Origin of the sequence: Ruegeria sp. HKCCA5426, assembly GCF_013034585.1 — a bacterium.
Classification (GTDB): Bacteria; Pseudomonadota; Alphaproteobacteria; order Rhodobacterales; family Rhodobacteraceae; genus Ruegeria.
The window spans coordinates 16,896-35,209 of the sequence record NZ_WQGH01000003.1 but is presented as its reverse complement, the minus strand read 5'-3'; the positions used below and the strand labels follow the sequence as shown (position 1 = coordinate 35,209).

Below are 18,314 nucleotides of genomic sequence, written 5' to 3'. Positions count from 1 at the left end.
CAGGGTTTTCGCAATTTTGACTTTACCGCCCCTTCAATCCAAGCCAGATTCAGAACCGGATATTGCGGCATAAGGGACTGATGGCATGGGCAACCCGCTCTATGATCGCTTGTTTGGCATTCACGCGGGCAAAGACACCCCGTTCCTGCAATTGCCGGATGGCCAGACACTGACCCATGCCGCGTTTCTGGACATGGCGGCACGGATCGCGAACGCACTGACCGGATATGGCCTGGAGCCCGGAGACCGGGTTGCCGTTCAGGTGGAAAAGTCGCCCGAAGCCTTGGCCGTCTATGCGGCCTGTGCGCAAACCGGATTGGTCTTTCTGCCGCTCAACACGGGGTACACGGTTGGCGAGCTGACCTATTTTATCGAAAACAGCAGCGCGTCGCTGGTCCTGTGCGATCCCCGAAACGAGGCAGACCTTGCGCCAATCGCCCAAGCACAAAATGCGCGGCTTGAAACTCTGAGTTCTGACGGCACAGGCAGCCTTATGCGGCGTGCGCTTGGCATGTTGCCCGCCTTTGAGCCGGTTCGACGGACCGAGGATGACTTGGCGGCTTTCCTTTATACTTCGGGCACGACCGGACGATCCAAGGGGGCGATGCTGTCACAAGCCAACCTGCTGTCCAACGCAGACACTTTGGTGCAGGAATGGCGGTTCACCCGCGACGATGTGCTTTTGCACGCGCTGCCGATCTTTCACACACATGGGCTGTTTGTGGCGACGAACGTGGCGCTGGCATCAGGTGGGTCGATGATATTTCTGCCGAAATTCGATCTGGACGACGTGCTGCGCCTGATGCCGCAGGCCACCTCCGTGATGGGCGTCCCGACCTTTTACACACGCCTGCTGGCCGATGACCGATTTACCGGCGATTTGGCGCAGCACATGCGGCTGTTCATTTCAGGATCGGCCCCCCTGCTTGCAGAAACGCACGAGCGGTTTGAGGCACGCACTGGTCACCGCATTCTTGAACGTTATGGCATGACCGAAACCAACATGAACACGTCCAACCCCTATGACGGGGAACGCCGTGCCGGAACAGTTGGCTTTCCCTTACCGGATGTCGAGCTCAAGGTCACCGATCCGGACACCGGCGACGCGATGCCTCAGGGTGAAATTGGAATGATCGAGGTGCGCGGCCCCAATGTTTTTCAGGGCTATTGGGGCATGCCGGAAAAGACAGCCGCCGAATTGCGCGACGATGGGTTCTTTATCACGGGCGATCTCGGGCACGTGGACGCGGACGGGTATGTTCATATCGTCGGGCGCGGCAAAGACCTGATAATCTCGGGCGGATATAACGTTTACCCAAAAGAGGTAGAGCTGGTGCTGGATGATCAACCCGGCGTGCTGGAAAGCGCCGTGATCGGCGTACCGCACCCGGATTTTGGCGAAACCGTTCTGGGTATTCTGGTGGTGGAACCGGGCCAAACACCGGATATCGCGTTGATTCAGGCAAATGTGCAAAAAGAACTGGCCCGTTTCAAACATCCGCGCAAGCTTATCGTGCTGGACGAACTGCCCCGCAATACGATGGGCAAAGTGCAGAAGAACATCCTGCGGGACAGGTATAAGGACCTGTTCACACAGGCATAAGCGGCATCCGTCCGCGATCCGTCAAAAGCCAGCACTGCCGCCCTTGGAATACGGCTGACGACAGTGGACGACCGTAACCAGCGCCCGTGTCCAGATTGACCCGATTGCCGCAATGTTCAGCCTGATCCACCGGCGTATGCCCATGCACGATCAGCCATGGATGCGTATTCGTGTCCCTAAGGAATTCGTGCCGAATCCAAACCAGATCATTCTCCGACTGCTGATCCAAGGGTGCCCCGGGGCGAATACCGGCATGCACAAACAACAGATCATCTTCCGTGTGGTAAGTCGGCAAGGCATTGATGAAATCAAGATGCGCTTGCGGCACTGCATCACGCGCGCGTTCACAAGCCTGATAGATACGGTCTGTATCGTCGATCATAACCCCGTAAGAGGCCAGGGTCTCGCGCCCACCCAGACGCGGGTGCAACCAGTTGAGCGTGATCGGAAGGTGCGTGTCGGCGATCTCGGCGTCTTGGACGAACCGCGCCATCATCCTGTCGTGGTTTCCTTTGACCATCACCCAGTTCCGCCCTGCGCGCCGACCTTCGATCAATAGGTCAAGCACGCCGCGACTGTTCGGCCCCCGGTCCACGTAATCCCCCAGAAACACGACACGCGCATCGGGACCGCCATCTTTCTCGATCCGCGACAGCGCATCCTGCAACATATCCAGCTGCCCATGGATATCCCCGACGGCGTAGATAGGTGTCGTCACTGCAATGCCCTTTCTTAGCGCGCCGCGTGTGCGGCCTGTGATGGTCAGCAAAAGACAATGCCCGCACTAACTAAGCGCGGGCATTGAATTTGTTGTCCGTTTAAAGATGCTTATGCAACATCGAATTTCAGCGGCTTGATCTGTGTGAACAGACCGGTTTCCGCCAATTGCGCTCGCGCCTCGGCCGGAACAGGCTCATCCACGTACAGCAAGGCGATGGCCTCGCCCCCGGCCTCGGACCGGCCCAGAGTAAAGTTCGCGATGTTGACGTCGTGGTCGCCCATGGTCCGACCCAGTGCACCGATGATGCCGGGCACGTCCTCGTTGGTGGTGTAGAGCATGTGAGAACCCACCTCGGCGTCGATATTAATGCCTTTGATCTGGATAAAACGCGGCTTGCCGTCGCTGAAAACGGTACCACCGATAGACCGCTCGCGCTTTTCTGTCACGACGGTCACTTTGATGTACCCTTCGAAGGCGCCCGATTTGTCCTGATTGGTGGTCGAGATCTTGATCCCCCGTTCTTTGGCTACAACCGGCGCTGAAACCATGTTCACCTCGGGATTGAATTTCTTCATGATCCCGGCCACGACCGAACAGTTCAGAGCCGCCAGGTTCATCTCAGCCGCGACACCGTCATACAGGATGTTGATCGCCTTGATCGGCTCATCCGTCATCTGGCCAATGAAGCTCCCCAGATGCCCGGCCAGTTTGATCCACGGCCCCATGATCTTGGCTTCTTCAGCCGTCACACTGGGCATGTTCAGCGCGTTTTCCACGGCACCGGTCAGCAGATAGTTCGAGATCTGCTCGGCAACCTGCAGCGCGACGTTCTCCTGCGCCTCGGTCGTTGCTGCGCCCAGATGCGGTGTGCAGACCACGTTGGGCAGATTGAACAGCGCGTTTTCCTTGGCTGGTTCTTCGCTGAACACATCAAAGGCCGCGCCCGCAACGTGGCCCGATTGCAGCAGGTCAGCCAGCGCGTCCTCGTCGACCAGACCGCCACGCGCACAGTTCACGATGCGCACGCCCTTCTTGGTCTTGGCGAGGTTCTCACGGCTGAGGATGTTGCGGGTCTGATCCGTCAAAGGCACGTGCAGGGTGATGAAATCGGCCCGCGCCAGCAACTCATCCAGCTCGACCTTTTCGACACCCATCTTTGCGGCTTGCTCTTCGCCCAGATAAGGGTCATAGGCGACCACTTTCATCTTAAGACCCAGCGCGCGTTCACAGACGATCCCGCCAATGTTGCCTGCACCGATGACGCCAAGCGTCTTGTTGGTCAACTCGATCCCCATGAATTTCGACTTTTCCCACTTGCCCGCATGGGTCGAGGTGCTGGCCTCGGGGATTTGCCGCGCCACGGCGAACATCATCGCAATTGCGTGTTCGGCGGTGGTGATCATGTTGCCAAAGGGCGTGTTCATCACGATCACGCCCTTCTTAGACGCCGCTTCCTTGTCGACATTGTCGGTGCCGATCCCGGCACGACCGATGACTTTCAGATTGTCGGCTTTTTCCAGCAGGGTCGGCGTGACCTTGGTGGCCGAACGGATGGCAAGGCCGTCATATTGGCCGATCACCTCGGCCAGCTTGTCCTTGTCCTTGCCCAGATCGGGCATGAAATCCACGTCGATACCGCGATCGCGGAAGATCTGCACGGCCGTTTCGCTGAGCTTGTCAGATACGAGTACTTTGGGGGCCATATTCTCTGGTCCTTTAAAGAGTTTTGCGGGTGGCCGGCTAAAGCCCGACCTACGTTGAGAGGGTGTTTAGGCCGGGCTTCAGCCCGGCACTTGCGGTTCAGGCAGCCTCAGACTGTGCCGCGATCTCGGCTTCAAAGGCCCAGGCCAGCCACGGCAGCATCGCTTCGATATCCGAGGTCTCGACAGTACCGCCGCACCAAATCCGCAGGCCCGCAGGCGCGTCGCGATAGGCACCGATGTCCAAGGCGATATTCTCGGCCTCAAGCCGCTTGGCTACGGCTTTCGCAAAAGCTGCACCGTCCTGAATACGCCCATCTGTGAATTTCAGGCAGACCGAGGTGTTCGACTGCGTCGCCACGTCTTCGGCCAGATTGGCGATCCAATCGTTCTGGTCGCAGAAGGCGTGCACCGCACCGGCATTGGCATCGGCACGTGCGATCAGCCCCTGCAACCCACCAACCGAGCGCGCCCAGTCCAGCGCAAACAGGTAATCCTCGACCGCCAGCATCGAAGGCGTGTTGATCGTAGCTCCGGTAAAGATACCCTCGATCAGCTTGCCACCTTTGGTCAGGCGGAAAATCTTCGGCAGAGGCCATGCGGGGGTGTAGCTTTCAAGCCGTTCTACCGCGCGCGGGCTGAGGATCAGCATCCCGTGCGCAGCCTCGCCACCCAGCACCTTTTGCCAGCTAAAGGTAGTCACATCCAGCTTGTCCCACGGCAGGTCCATCGCAAAGGCAGCCGAGGTTGCATCACAGATCGTCAGACCTTGACGATCATCCGCGATCCAGTCGCCATTGGGCACCCGCACGCCCGAGGTCGTGCCATTCCACGTAAACACCACGTCATTGGCGAAATCGACCGAAGTCAGATCAACGATCTGTCCATAGTCGGCGGTTTTCACCTCGGCGTCGATCTTCAGTTGCTTAACCACGTCGGTAACCCAACCGGCGCCAAAGCTTTCCCACGCCAGCATTTCGACCTTGCGTTCACCCAAAAGCGACCACAGCGCCATCTCGACCGCGCCTGTGTCGGATGCGGGTACGATGCCGATCTTGTAATCCGCCGGAATGCCCAGCACCTCGCGCGTGCCTTCGATGGCCGCCTTCAGCTTATCCTTGCCCACGGCGGCACGGTGCGACCGGCCCAGCGCGGCATCGGCCAGTTTAGTCAGATCAAATGTCGGAGGTTTGGCGCAGGGGCCCGAGGAAAAACGCGGATTGGCCGGCCGCGTGACCGGTTGTTCAATGCTCATGTGTATTACCCTTCCAGATACACGCCCCTCGTTGGGGAGGGGTGTCCCGCCGCCACACCTAGAAAGCCCGCCGCGCTGCAGCAAGCGGAAAAGACGCTTCAAAGTCGGAAAACGACATTCAATTTCGCCCGATCCGCAGTCATGAGTTTCCGATAGGCGAAAGATTTGCAGTCCGTTAACGCGACTCGGTGAGCTTTTGACTAATTTTTAGGCAGCTCCCCTCGGACCGCAACGGAAAGGGCCCGGAACACTTGTGATCATTCTGAAGCACAGTGAAAAGGTCCCATGCCCGATACCCTGACCATTGTCGTTGTTGAAGAAGACCGCGAGCGTGCGATTGCCATCGTCGACGCGCTCAAGTCGTCCGGGGCTTATGATGTGCATGTGATCGGCAATGTCTCCAGCCTTGCGCGCAAGATAGCCGCGCTGGTGCCCGATGTGGTGCTGATCGACATCGACAACCCGACCCGTGACATGCTTGAGGAGCTGACGCTGGCATCCGGCCCGCTGGAACGACCCGTGGCCATGTTCGTGTCGGGCGCTGCCGGTGATCTGGCCTCGACCGCGATCGAGGCTGGGTTGTCAGCCTATGTGGTCGACGGGATGCAGCCGGACCGCTTGAAGCCCGTGCTGGACGCCGCCATCGCGCGGTTCCAGATCGTGCGCCAGATGCGCCGTGAACTGGCCGAGACCAAGCGCGCGCTGGAAGAACGCAAAGTAATCGATCGCGCCAAGGGCCTGCTGATGAAGGCGCGCGGGGTTGAAGAAGAAGAGGCTTATGCCCTGCTGCGCAAGGCCGCGATGGATCAGGGCCGCCGCGTCGCCGATGTGGCCGAGGCGCTGGTCACAGCCTCGGGGCTATTGTCATGAACGCCGTGACCCTGCCCGTTGCTTATGTTCCACTGGTGGACGCCGCCCCCCTGATCGTGGCGCATGAAATGGGCTTGGCTCGCGCCGAAGGGGTCGAGCTGGACCTGATCGCAGCGCCTTCGTGGTCATCCGTGCGCGACATGCTGGCCTTTGGGCGGGTGGATGCCGCGCACCTGCTGTCGCCGGTTCCCGTTGCGATGGCATTGGGGCTGGGCGGGGTGACGCAGCCTTTGTCCGCTGTGTCGGTCCTGTCGGTAAATGGAGATGTCATCGGCGTCAGCCGCGCATTGGAGACCCGCCTGCGCGACACCGGATACGGGTTCGATTTCCGCGATCCGTTCAAGGCGGCCGCAGCGCTGGCCTCGGTCGCGGACGGGCCATTGGTTTTTGGCGTGCCCTTCCCGTTTTCGCTGCATGTGGAACTGCTGCATTGCTGGCTTGAGGCCACCGAACTGTCAAAAATCGGGGTCGAAGTGCGTACTATCCCGCCACCACTGATGGCGCAGGCCTTAGCCGAAGGCGATGTAGATGCGTTCTGCGTGGGGGAACCCTGGGGCTCGGTCGCCGTGGAATCGCAGGCAGGCGCATTACTGCTGCCCGGACAGGCAATCTGGGCCTTTGCGCCGGAAAAGGTGCTGGCCGTGCGCACCGACTGGGCAGATACCGAGCCGCACCTGCTGGGCAAGCTGATGCGGGCCGTCTGGCGCGCCGGGCGCTGGTTGGGCCAGCCGGGCAGCCAGACCGCCGCAGCCGAGATACTGGCACGCGACACCTATCTGAACCTCCCCTCGGAACTGATCGACCGGGCGCTGTCGGGGCGCTTTACCATCACCGGCCACGCCGAACAGCGCGAGGTGCCGGGATTTGTCGAGTTCCACGACGGGGCCGCGAATTTCCCGTGGCGCAGTCAGGCCAAGTGGATCGCGCATCGTCTGGCTCAGAGATACGGTCTGGATCCCCATCTGGCGCTGGCGCAGGCAGGCAGCGTGTTCCGCAGCGATATCTACCGCGATCAGATGGTCGGGCTGGGCGCCGATCTGCCCGGTGCGTCGGAAAAGCTGGAAGGCGCGATTCGCGGCACCACGCCCGTTGCATCCCATAACGGACAGCTATCGCTGAAACGGGATGCGTTTCTGGACGGGCGCATTTTTGACCCTCAGGATATCTGACGCCCAAGAATTAGGCAGAACCGCGCCCCATAGTGCGCAATCGCAGCATTTAACGCCGCGTCGCAGCAAAATCACTTGAACGGCACCGGCGCATTTACCACTGTGAACCCATCGGTACACAAAGGAGTGTGCCGCAAGAATTCCTCCCAAAGATTGGGAACGACTGAGCAAAGCCGCTCACACTCTGGCCACTCCTCCCGGTCAGAGCGTGCAGCGGCTTTTTGTTTTTCACCCCTCCCGGATGGCCGGGACCAAAAAAGGGACAGACCCACATGAAGAAATTGCTTGCAGGCCTTGTCGCCACCACCGCCCTGCTTAGCCCGGCGCTGGCTGAAACGCTGGAGCTGGAAAAGGACGAACTGACCTTTGGCTTTATCAAACTGACCGACATGGCCCCGCTGGCTGTGGCTTATGAGAACGGGTACTTTCTGGATGAGGGCCTGTTCGTCACGCTGGAAGCGCAGGCCAACTGGAAAGTGCTGCTGGACGGTGTGATTGACGGGCAGCTGGACGGCGCGCATATGCTGGCCGGTCAACCGCTGGCCGCAACCATCGGTTATGGCACCGAGGCGCATATCATCACCCCCTTCTCGATGGACTTGAACGGCAACGGCATCACCGTTTCGAACGAGGTCTGGGAAGAGATGAAGCCCAATATCCCGAAAATGGACGATGGCCGCCCGCAGCACCCGATTTCGGCCGAGGCTCTGGCCCCGGTGGTCGAGAAATACAAATCCGAAGGCAAGCCCTTTAACATGGGCATGGTTTTCCCGGTATCGACCCACAACTACGAACTGCGCTACTGGTTGGCGGCAGGTGGTCTGCACCCCGGTTACTACAGCCCTGAAAACGTGACCGGTCAGATCGGCGCGGATGTATTCCTGTCGGTGACGCCTCCGCCGCAGATGCCCGCCACTTTGGAGGCAGGCACCATCTATGGCTATTGCGTGGGTGAGCCGTGGAACCAGCAGGCCGTGTTCAAAGGCATCGGTGTGCCCGTCATCACCGATTACGAGCTGTGGAAGAACAACCCCGAAAAGGTTTTCGGCATTAATGCCGAATTCGCCGAGCAGTACCCCAACACCACCCGCGCTGTTACCAAAGCTCTGATCCGCGCTGCAATGTGGCTGGATGAAAACGATAACGCCAACCGCCCCGCTGCGGTCGAGATGTTGAGCCAGCCGGAATATGTGGGTGCCGATTACGATGTGATCGCGAACTCGATGACGGGCACGTTTGAATACGAGAAGGGTGACAAACGTGAAGTGCCCGATTTCAACGTGTTCTTCCGCTATAACGCGACCTACCCGTTTTATTCGGACGCCATCTGGTACCTGACCCAGATGCGCCGCTGGGGCCAGATCGCCGAGCCGCAGACCGATGCGTGGTATGACGAGGTCGCCAAGTCCGTCTATCGCCCCGACATCTATCTGGACGCTGCGAAAATGCTGGTCGACGAAGGTCTGGCGAATGAGGCCGACTTCCCTTGGGACAGCGATGGCTACAAAGCCCCCACGCCTGCCGAGGATATCATCGACGGCATTCCCTATGACGCCCGCCAGCCCAACGCCTATCTGCAAAGCCTGCCGATCGGCCTGAAGGGTGAGCAGGTCGTCATCGGCACCGAAGTTCAGGGTTAACGCCCCCTCGCCCCGGCCCGTTTGGCCGGGGCTTCCCCTTCCAAACAGAATTCCACCCCCGCCTGGCGTTGATCGACCGGGCCAGGAGACCGCAAGATGACAGCCATCGACCACGATACGCTATCCGCTGATGCTGAACGCGAGGCCCGCCGCGCCCGCCTGTTCACCCGGATCAACGCCGCCGATAAATGGTTTCAGGTTCTGGGCCTGGCCTGGATCACCCCGATCCTCAAGGCTGGCGCAGGCGACAACCCGCGCGCCCAGATGGGCGAGATTTGGCGCCTGCTGGTCGTACCGCTGCTGGCCATCTTCGCCTTCCTGCTGATGTGGGGCACGCTGGCGCCCAAGGTGCAGACCTCGCTGGGGGCCGTCCCCGGCCCGGCGCAGGTCTGGTCCGAAGCCGTCAGCCTGCATCAGGACGCGCAGGCCAAGGCCGCCAAAAAGGCCAAGTTCGAGGCGATGGTCGAAAAGCGTAACCAGAAGTTCATAGACGCAGGCCAGCCTGAAAAGGTCAAAGAGGTCGCCTATACCGGCGCGCCCAGCTATTACACACAGATCTGGACCTCGATCAAAACCGTGTTCTTCGGCTTTCTGATCGCCACCATCGTCGCTGTTCCTCTGGGCATCGCTGCGGGCCTGTCGCCCACCGCAAATGCGGCGCTGAACCCGCTGATCCAGATTTTCAAACCCGTCTCGCCGCTGGCCTGGCTGCCGATTGTGACCATGATCGTCTCGGCCGTTTATGTCACCAATGACGGCTGGTTCGCAAAATCCTTCCTGATCTCGGCCATCACCGTGACGCTGTGTTCGCTCTGGCCCACGCTGATCAACACCTCGCTGGGTGTGGCGTCAATCGACAAGGACTTGGTCAACGTCTCAAAAGTTCTGAAAATGAACACCTATACCAAGATCACCAAGCTGGTGCTGCCCTCGGCCCTTCCACTGATCTTCACCGGCCTGCGTCTGAGCTTGGGCGTTGGCTGGATGGTCCTGATCGCGGCCGAGATGCTGGCGCAGAACCCCGGTCTGGGCAAGTTTGTCTGGGATGAGTTCCAGAACGGCTCCTCTAGCTCACTGGCCAAGATCATGGTTGCCGTCTTTACCATCGGCATCATCGGCTTCCTGCTGGATCGCGTGATGTATGCGTTACAGTCGCTGTTTACCTTCTCGAACAACCGGTGACCGATATGGCTGTGATCGACTTCAAGAATGTCAGCAAATCTTTCGGTACCGGCACCGCTGCGACGGATGTGCTGAAAGACATCAACCTCTCGGTTCAGGAAGGTGAGTTCGTGGTGCTGCTGGGCTTTTCCGGCACCGGCAAAACCACACTGATCAACCTGATGGCGGGGATCGAATTCCCCACCAAGGGCAGCGTCACCTTCCGCGACAAAGCCATCACCGGCCCCGCGCCGGAACGGGGGGTGATCTTCCAGAACTACTCGCTGATGCCGTGGCTGACCGTGACGGGCAATGTGCGGCTGGCCGTGGATGCGGTTTTTACCAAGATGCCCAAACCTGAAAAAGAGGAAAAGGTAGCCCATTACATCCGCATGGTCGGCCTTAGCCACGCCGCCACCCGTCGCCCCGCCGAACTGTCGGGCGGGATGCGTCAGCGGGTGAACGTGGCCCGCGCGCTGGCGATGGACCCCGAGGTTCTGCTGCTGGACGAGCCCCTGTCGGCGCTGGATGCATTGACCCGTGGCAATCTGGCGGAAGAGATCGAAAAGATCTGGGAGGCCGACCGCAAGACCTGTGTCCTGATCACCAATGACGTGGACGAAGCGATCCTACTGGCCGACCGCATCATCCCGCTGAACCCCGATGGCACGCTGGGGACCGAATTCAAGGTCTCGATCCCGCGCCCGCGCGACCGGTCCGACATGAACCATGACGAGACGTTCAAGGCGCTGCGCGGTGAGGTCACGAAATACCTGATGGATGTGGGGATCGAGGCCAAGGTCGAGGGCACCAAGACCCTGCCCGACGTCACCCCGATCCACGGTGTCCCGGCAGCGGTGAAAGAGGCGCAGTCGGGTCTGATCGAAGATCGCTATCTGGATTTCAGCCAGCTACACAAGGTCTACCCCACGCCCAAAGGCCCGCTGACCGTGGTCGAGGATTTCAACCTCAAACTCAACCGGGGCGAGTTCATCTCGCTGATCGGTCACTCGGGCTGCGGCAAGTCCACGGTGCTGACCATGGCCGCCGGTCTGAACGAAATCTCGAAAGGTGCGATCAAGCTGGATGGCCGCCACGTCGAAGGCGCGGACCCGGAACGCGCCGTGGTGTTCCAGTCGCCCTCGCTTTTCCCGTGGCTGACTGCAAAGGAAAACGTCTCGGTTGGTGTGGACCGTGTGTACCCGCGCGCCAGTCAGGCCGAGCGGCAGGATGTGGTGGAATACTATCTGGAACGGGTCGGTCTGGCCGACGCGATGGACAAATCCGCCGCCGATATGTCGAACGGGATGCGCCAGCGTGTTGGCATTGCACGCGCCTTTGCCCTGTCGCCGAAACTGCTGCTGCTGGATGAGCCCTTCGGGATGCTCGACAGCCTCACCCGGTGGGAATTGCAAGAGGTTCTGATGGAGGTCTGGTCGCGCACCAAAGTCACCACCATCTGCGTCACCCATGATGTGGATGAGGCGATCCTGCTGGCCGATCGCGTGGTGATGATGACCAACGGCCCACAGGCCACCATCGGCAAGATCACCAATGTCGACTTGCCGCGCCCGCGTACCCGCAAGGCGCTGCTGGCCCATCCTGATTACTATGAATACCGGCAAGAGGTGTTGGATTTCCTTGAGGAATACGAACACGGGGCCAAACCCAAGCCAAAATCCCCTGCCCCCAAAGCCATCGCTGCGGAGTGAACGCCATGAAACAGAAACTAGTAGTCATCGGAGCCGGCATGGCCTCGGGCCGGGTGCTGGAGCACCTGACTGACGCCGCCCCCGATGCGTTCGACATCACCCTTTTCAACGCCGAACCGCGCGGAAACTACAACCGCATCATGCTGAGCCCGGTTCTGGCGGGTGATCAGACCTATGAAGAGATCGTCACACATGACGACGCCTGGTATGCCGAACGCGGGATCACCTGCCGGTTTGGCGAGAAAGTGGTCAAGATCGACCGTGATCTGAAGGTGGTCGAAGGCGAGAAGGGTCATGTGCCGTACGATAAGCTGACCTTCGGCACCGGATCGAACCCTTTCATGATCCCAATGCCGGGGCATGATCTGGACGGTGTGATCGCCTATCGCGATCTGGAAGACACCGAACAGATGATGGGCATGGGCGCGGGCAACAAGGTCGTCGTGATCGGCGGCGGTCTGCTGGGGCTTGAGGCCGCCGCAGGCATGGCCGCACGCGGGGCCGATGTGACCGTCGTGCATATCATGGGCCACCTGATGGAGCGTCAGTTGGACCCCGCCGCAGGCTACCTGCTGAAGAAATCGCTGGAAGAAAAGGGCATCACCGTTCTGCTGAATGCCAAATCGACCGAGATCGCGGGCAAGGATGGCAAGGCCCGCGCGCTGCTGTTGGAGGACGGCACCGAGCTGCCCTGTGACCTGCTGGTGATGGCGGTAGGCATCCGCCCGAACACCGGGCTGGCGCAGGAAACGGGCCTTGCCGTGGGGCGCGGTATTCATGTGGACGATCAGATGATTACCTCGGACGCCGATATCTATGCGGTCGGTGAATGCGTCGAACATCAGGGCGAGGTCTTTGGCCTTGTCGCGCCGCTCTACGACCAAGCCAAAGTGCTGGCACAGACCCTGCTGGGCGAAGAGGCCGCGTTCAAACAGCGCTCACTCTCGACCAAGCTGAAGGTTACCGGCTGCGATCTGTTCAGCGCAGGCGACTTTGCCGAAGGTGAAAGCCGCGAGGACATCGTGTTCCGCGATCCCGCGCGCGGCGTTTACAAACGGCTGGTGCTGGAAGGCGACAAGCTGGTCGGCGCGGTGATGTATGGCGACACCGGCGACAGCAACTGGTTCTTCGGTCTGATCCGCGACGCTGAGGACGTGTCCGAGATGCGCGAGACGCTGATCTTTGGCCCGGCCTATCAGGGGGGCGGCTCTGCGGACCCTCTCTCAGCCGTTGCAGCATTGCCGCCTGAGGCGGAAATCTGCGGCTGCAACGGCGTTTGCAAATCTGAAATCACCGCAGCCATTGTAGCTGGCGCAACCGATCTGGGCGCAATCCGCGCGACCACCAAGGCCAGTGCCTCTTGCGGGACATGCACCGGACTGGTCGAACAGTTGCTACAGGTCACACTGGGCGATGACTTCCAGATGCCCACCGCCCAACCGATCTGCGGTTGCTGCGACCTGACCCACGAAGACATCCGCCGCCTGATCAAATCGCAAGAGTTGAAAAGTCAGGAAGCCGTCTGGCAGGAGCTGGGCTGGAAAACGCTGAACGGTTGCCATGTCTGCCGCCCGGCGGTGAACTACTACCTGCTGGCCGACTGGCCAGTGGAATATCAGGACGACCCGCAAAGCCGTTTCGTCAACGAACGCAAACACGCCAACATTCAAAAGGACGGCACATTCAGCGTCGTGCCCCGTATGTGGGGTGGCATCACCAACCCGGCAGAACTGCGTGCCATCGCAGATGCGGCCGAGAAGTACGATGTTCCCACGGTCAAAGTCACCGGCGGGCAGCGTATCGACCTGCTGGGCGTGAAAGGCACGGACCTGCCCTATATCTGGTCCGATCTGAACATGGCCGGGCTGGTCTCGGGCCACGCGTACTCCAAGGGTCTGCGCACGGTGAAAACCTGTGTCGGCACCGATCACTGCCGGTTCGGGACACAGGACAGCACTGGGCTGGGCGTGAAGCTAGAGAAGATCCTCTGGGGCTCTTGGACGCCGCACAAGCTGAAGCTAGCGGTTTCGGGTTGCCCGCGTAACTGTGCCGAGGCGACGTGCAAGGATATCGGCGTGGTCTGTGTCGACAGTGGCTATCAGATCAGCATTGGCGGTGCCGCTGGCATGGACGTCAAGGAAACCGAGCTGCTGGTTCAGGTGCCCACTGAGGATGAGGCGATCGAGGTCGTCATGGCCGTCACCCAGGCCTATCGCGAGGGCGGCAAGTATCTGGACCGCCTGTATAAATGGATGGCGAAGGTCGGCCTCGACTGGATCAAGGAAACCGTGGTGGATGACCTCGACAACCGCCGCGCATTGGTCGAGCGGTTTGAACTCAGCCAATCCATCTATCGCAAAGACCCATGGGCCGAGCAGGCCAAAGAGGCCCCGCGCTTTGCGCCCATGGCCGATCTGACATTGGAGGCCGCAGAATGAGCTGGATCGACATCGGACATATCAACGACATCCCCCTGCGCGGCGCACGCGTGGTGAAAACGCCCGTTGGCTGCGTTGCCCTGTTCCGCACGGCTGAGGACGAAGTCTTTGCCGCTTCGGACACCTGCCCGCACAAGGGCGGCCCCCTGTCCGAGGGCATCGTACATGGGCAATCCGTCACTTGCCCGCTGCACAATTGGGTGTTCGACCTGAACTCAGGGCAGGCGCAGGGCGCGGATGAAGGCCAGATCGCCACTTATTCGGTACAGTTGGACGGCGAACGCATCCTGCTGGACAGCACCTCATTGGGGCAAAGGAGCGCCGCGTGAAAGACCTGAGTGCCTGCGCTACGCGCTCAACCTGCCCCTATTGCGGGGTGGGTTGCGGTGTTCTGCTGCAACCGGATGGCGCGGGTGGCCTGACCGTCACCGGCGACCCGGATCACCCGGCCAATCAGGGGCGGCTGTGTTCCAAGGGTTCGGCCTTGGCCGAAACGGTGGGCCTGTCGCAACGGCTGCTGTCGCCCGTGGTTGCGGGCAGAGAGACTGGCTGGGACGACGCGCTGCAACTGGTTGCCGACCGGTTCCGCGACACGATCGCCGAACACGGGCCGGAGTCGGTGGCCTTTTATGTCTCGGGCCAATTGCTGACCGAGGATTACTATGTCGCCAACAAGCTGATGAAAGGCTTCATCGGCTCGGCCAATATCGACACGAATTCGCGGCTGTGCATGGCATCGACCGTTGCGGGCCACAAACGCGCCTTTGGCACCGACACTGTACCCGGCACATATGAAGATCTGGATGAGTCCGATCTGGTCGTGCTGGTCGGGTCCAATCTGGCCTGGTGCCAACCGGTTCTGTATCAGCGCCTGATGGCGGCGCGGCAGGCGCGCGGGACCAGGATCATCGTGATCGACCCGCGCCGCACGGCGTCCTGTGACAGTGCCGATCTGCACCTGCCACTTGCTGTGGGCAGCGATGTGGCGCTGTTCAATCACCTGCTGACGCAGATCGATGCCGCTGGGCTGGTGGATACGGATTTCCTGACCCACACCATCGGCTTTCAGGCGGCGCTGGACAGCGCGCAGGCCGATGACGTCTCAGTCACAGAATTGAACCCCGACGATATCGCGCAGTTCTGTCAGATGTGGATGGGCACCGAAAAGGTCGTGACGATCTTCAGTCAGGGCGTGAACCAATCCAGCGCGGGCAGCGACAAGGTCAACGCAATCCTGAACTGCCATCTGGCCACGGGGCGCATCGGCAAGCCCGGCTGTGGTCCGCTGTCAGTCACCGGTCAGCCCAACGCCATGGGCGGGCGCGAAGTCGGCGGGCTGGCCAATATGCTCGCCTGTCATCTGGATATCGAAAACGCCGATCACCGCGCCGCCGTGCGTGATTTTTGGTCGGCCCCGACCATGCCCGAGGCTCCGGGCCTCAAAGCCGTCGACCTGTTCCGCGCCGTGGGCGACGGCCGCATCAAGGCGCTGTGGGTGATCCATACAAACCCCGTGGTGTCGATGCCCGAGGCCAACGCAGTGCGCGACGCCATCGCCGCCTGTCCGTTCACCGTGGTCTCGGACATCACGGCGCGTACCGATACGGCGCGGCTGGCCGATGTGCTGCTGCCCGCCGCCGCATGGGCCGAGAAGGACGGAACTGTCACCAATTCCGACCGCACAATCAGCCGCCAACGCGCGATCCTGCCCGCGCCGGGACAGGCCCGCGCGGATTGGGACATTTTGGCCGAGGTCGGGCGGCGGATGGGTTGGCTCTCGGCCTTCGACTATCAAACGCCCGGAGAGATTTTCCGCGAATACGCCACGCTGTCTGGCGTGGCCGCCAAGTTCGGGCGCGATTTCGATATCTCGGGCCTCAGCGATCTTGACGCGGCCGGGTATGACGCTCTGGAGCCGACGCGCTGGCCCATTACCGCCAACCGGCAGGGCGGGCGGTTTTTTGCGGATGGGCAGTTCTATCATCCTGACGGCAAAGCCAGGCTGCTGCCGGTCACATGGCGCGCGCCTGCGGCCAAGACCGAACCACGCTATCCGTTCTGGCTGAATACCGGGCGGCTGCGCGATCAGTGGCACACGATGACCCGCACTGGCCTGTCCGCGCGCCTGTCCGCGCACCTGCCCGAACCGTTTCTGGACATCCACCCCGACGATGCGCGCGACAAGGGCATTTGCTCTGCCGATCTTGTTACGGTCGCCAGCCCACATGGAACATCCATCCTGCGTGCGCGGATCACAAGCGATGTCACCCGAGGCCAGGTGTTTGCGCCAATCCATTGGACCGGAGAAACCGCGCCCTCCGCCCGTATCGACGCGGTGGTTGCCGCAGCGACGGACCCTGTTTCGGGGCAACCTGAAAGCAAGGCGTCCGTGGTCAGCGTCACCCAGTTCAATGCCAAATGGTACGGGTTTGCGGTCTCGGACCGAGAGATGACGCCCCATTGCGACTACTGGGCGCAAACACCCACAAAATCCGGCTACCGCGCGGAATTGGCAGGGTCCGAGAGCGTCAGCGATTGGCAAACTGCCGCGCGCAACCTGTTTGGGCTGCCTGACGCCGACGTCACACTGCTTGAGGACCCGGCACGCAGTTTGGCGAGGCTTGCGTTTCACGAAAACGGGCGTCTGGTAGCGGCCTTGTTCATCGCGCCCGAACCGGTGGCCGTGATGCGCGACTATCTGGCGACGCTGCCGCAGGTCCCCGACCTGTTGTCTGGTCGTGCACCTGCGGACCGGCCCGACCCCGGTCCGGTTCTGTGTTCCTGTTTCGACGTAGGCGTGAACACCATCCTCACCGCCGTCGAAACCAAAGGTCTGATGACCGTCGAAGCCATTGGCGACGCGTTGCAGGCCGGAACCAATTGCGGATCATGCCGCCCGGAACTGGCAAGCCTGCTGGCGTCAGCGCACCAGAAAGAGGCCGCCCAGTAACCCTAGAACCGCACAGACTCGCCAGTCTCCAACGCCTGCTGCGCGGCCAGGCCCATACGCACAGCCCACATCCCGTCCTGCAAGGTTACCTCGGGGGCGGGCTTTTCACCGCGCAGGACGGCCAGAAAGCCTTGATGCTGGTAAAAGGTGGATCCGTTATGATCACCCGCCGCCAGAAGGCGCGGATCGACGGGGATGTCCTTGGCGACCGGCCCCTTGGGCGCGCGCGGGCTGACAATCAGTTGCGGCACCGGCGCATCGCCCAGATGGTCGGGCCAGAAACGGCCCGGCCCGGGCACCAACGCCTCGATCTTGGCATCCGGACCAACCGCTGAGATTTCTTCCTGATACCGCGCGCCTTCAGCGAACATACACAGTTCCAGCATGGCACGCGCGCCCGAGGCGAAGTCGACCATGACGAAGCCGTGGTCCAGAATGTCGGGTGTTTCGCCGTCGTAAGCCTCGTCCAGATGATTAACGGCTTGCCCACCGCTGGCCGTTACACGCACCGGGTCGGATTGCAGGATCAGACGCATAAGGTCGAAGAAGTGGCAGCATTTTTCGACAAACGTGCCGCCCGTATTGCGGTTGAAGCGGTTCCAGTTGCCGACCTTTTCCAGAAATGGAAAGCGGTGTTCCCTGATGGTCAGCATTTTGACCCCGCCGGTCACCTGCGCCTCGTCAATCAGGGCAGCGATGGGCGGCATATAACGATACTCCATCGCCACCCAGATCGGATGGGGGTAATCGCGCTGGATGGCCTCTAATCGCGCCTTATCCGACGGGTCCGCGAACAGGGGTTTTTCCACCAGCAAGGGCAAAGGCCGCGCCCGCGCGATCTGTTCGATCTGATCCACGTGCAAGTGATTTGGGCTGGCGATAACAATGCAATCCAGATCCTCCACGGCAAGCAGGTCTTCGACCGACGCCACCATCTGCGCACTGGGCGCAATCGCTTGCGCCGTTTTGGCCATCTCGGCGTCGGGTTCGAAAATCGCCGATACCTGCGTGCCCTCTAGCAACGCGATATTGTGCAGGTGTTCCTGCCCCATCATGCCGCATCCGATCAGCCCGTAATGGATGGTCCGGGTCATG

General features: G+C 60.9%; 13 protein-coding genes. 9 read left to right on the top strand and 4 right to left on the bottom strand.

The features are described from left to right. The first annotated feature begins 85 nt into the window (after nt 1–85). On the top strand, nt 86–1,603 hold the full coding sequence (locus GOV87_RS05265) for a malonyl-CoA synthase (protein WP_171211085.1): 1,518 nt from the start codon (nt 86–88) through the stop codon (nt 1,601–1,603). Here the strand turns inward: GOV87_RS05265 and GOV87_RS05260 are convergent. The 3 genes from GOV87_RS05260 to GOV87_RS05250 all read right to left on the bottom strand — a co-directional run bounded on the left by GOV87_RS05260 (nt 1,590) and on the right by GOV87_RS05250 (nt 5,279). After that, entirely contained in the window at nt 1,590–2,321 is a 732-nt protein-coding gene (locus GOV87_RS05260; RefSeq protein ID WP_171211084.1) for a metallophosphoesterase family protein, read from the bottom strand. The genes GOV87_RS05265 and GOV87_RS05260 overlap by 14 nt on opposite strands. A 110-nt stretch (nt 2,322–2,431) precedes the next feature. Then, complete coding sequence (gene serA, locus GOV87_RS05255) at nt 2,432–4,027, bottom strand: phosphoglycerate dehydrogenase (RefSeq protein ID WP_171126419.1); 1,596 nt, start codon at nt 4,025–4,027, stop codon at nt 2,432–2,434. 97 nt (nt 4,028–4,124) lie between these two features. Continuing rightward, the gene (locus tag GOV87_RS05250; protein WP_171211083.1) at nt 4,125–5,279 is read right to left on the bottom strand and encodes a phosphoserine transaminase; all 1,155 of its coding nucleotides are present in this window, start codon (nt 5,277–5,279) and stop codon (nt 4,125–4,127) included. A 285-nt stretch (nt 5,280–5,564) separates the two neighbouring features. Between GOV87_RS05250 and GOV87_RS05245 the strand changes: the two genes are divergently transcribed. The 8 genes from GOV87_RS05245 to GOV87_RS05210 all read left to right on the top strand — a co-directional run bounded on the left by GOV87_RS05245 (nt 5,565) and on the right by GOV87_RS05210 (nt 17,219). Beyond that, complete coding sequence (locus tag GOV87_RS05245) at nt 5,565–6,149, top strand: ANTAR domain-containing response regulator (protein WP_171124599.1); 585 nt, start codon at nt 5,565–5,567, stop codon at nt 6,147–6,149. Beyond that, nucleotides 6,146–7,318 (top strand): ABC transporter substrate-binding protein, encoded by a 1,173-nt coding sequence (locus GOV87_RS05240; RefSeq protein ID WP_171211082.1) that lies wholly within the window; start codon nt 6,146–6,148, stop codon nt 7,316–7,318. The genes GOV87_RS05245 and GOV87_RS05240 overlap by 4 nt, the downstream gene beginning before the upstream one ends. 272 nt (nt 7,319–7,590) lie before the next feature. Then, nucleotides 7,591–8,958, top strand: a complete 1,368-nt coding sequence (locus tag GOV87_RS05235) for a CmpA/NrtA family ABC transporter substrate-binding protein (RefSeq protein ID WP_171124603.1) — start codon at nt 7,591–7,593, stop codon at nt 8,956–8,958. 96 nt (nt 8,959–9,054) lie between these two features. After that, the gene (locus GOV87_RS05230; protein ID WP_171211081.1) at nt 9,055–10,140 is read left to right on the top strand and encodes an ABC transporter permease; all 1,086 of its coding nucleotides are present in this window, start codon (nt 9,055–9,057) and stop codon (nt 10,138–10,140) included. A gap of 5 nt (nt 10,141–10,145) precedes the next feature. Next, on the top strand, nt 10,146–11,831 hold the full coding sequence (locus GOV87_RS05225; RefSeq protein WP_171211080.1) for an ABC transporter ATP-binding protein: 1,686 nt from the start codon (nt 10,146–10,148) through the stop codon (nt 11,829–11,831). 5 nt (nt 11,832–11,836) lie between these two features. Next, on the top strand, nt 11,837–14,269 hold the full coding sequence (nirB, locus tag GOV87_RS05220; RefSeq protein ID WP_171211079.1) for a nitrite reductase large subunit NirB: 2,433 nt from the start codon (nt 11,837–11,839) through the stop codon (nt 14,267–14,269). After that, on the top strand, nt 14,266–14,598 hold the full coding sequence (gene nirD / locus GOV87_RS05215) for a nitrite reductase small subunit NirD (RefSeq protein WP_171211078.1): 333 nt from the start codon (nt 14,266–14,268) through the stop codon (nt 14,596–14,598). The genes nirB and nirD overlap by 4 nt, the downstream gene beginning before the upstream one ends. Beyond that, entirely contained in the window at nt 14,595–17,219 is a 2,625-nt protein-coding gene (locus GOV87_RS05210; protein ID WP_171211077.1) for a nitrate reductase, read from the top strand. Before nirD ends, GOV87_RS05210 begins: the two co-directional genes overlap by 4 nt. A 2-nt stretch (nt 17,220–17,221) precedes the next feature. Here the strand turns inward: GOV87_RS05210 and GOV87_RS05205 are convergent, their stop codons facing one another. Further along, complete coding sequence (locus tag GOV87_RS05205) at nt 17,222–18,313, bottom strand: Gfo/Idh/MocA family protein (protein WP_171211076.1); 1,092 nt, start codon at nt 18,311–18,313, stop codon at nt 17,222–17,224. Between the last annotated feature and the right edge of the window lies 1 nt (nt 18,314).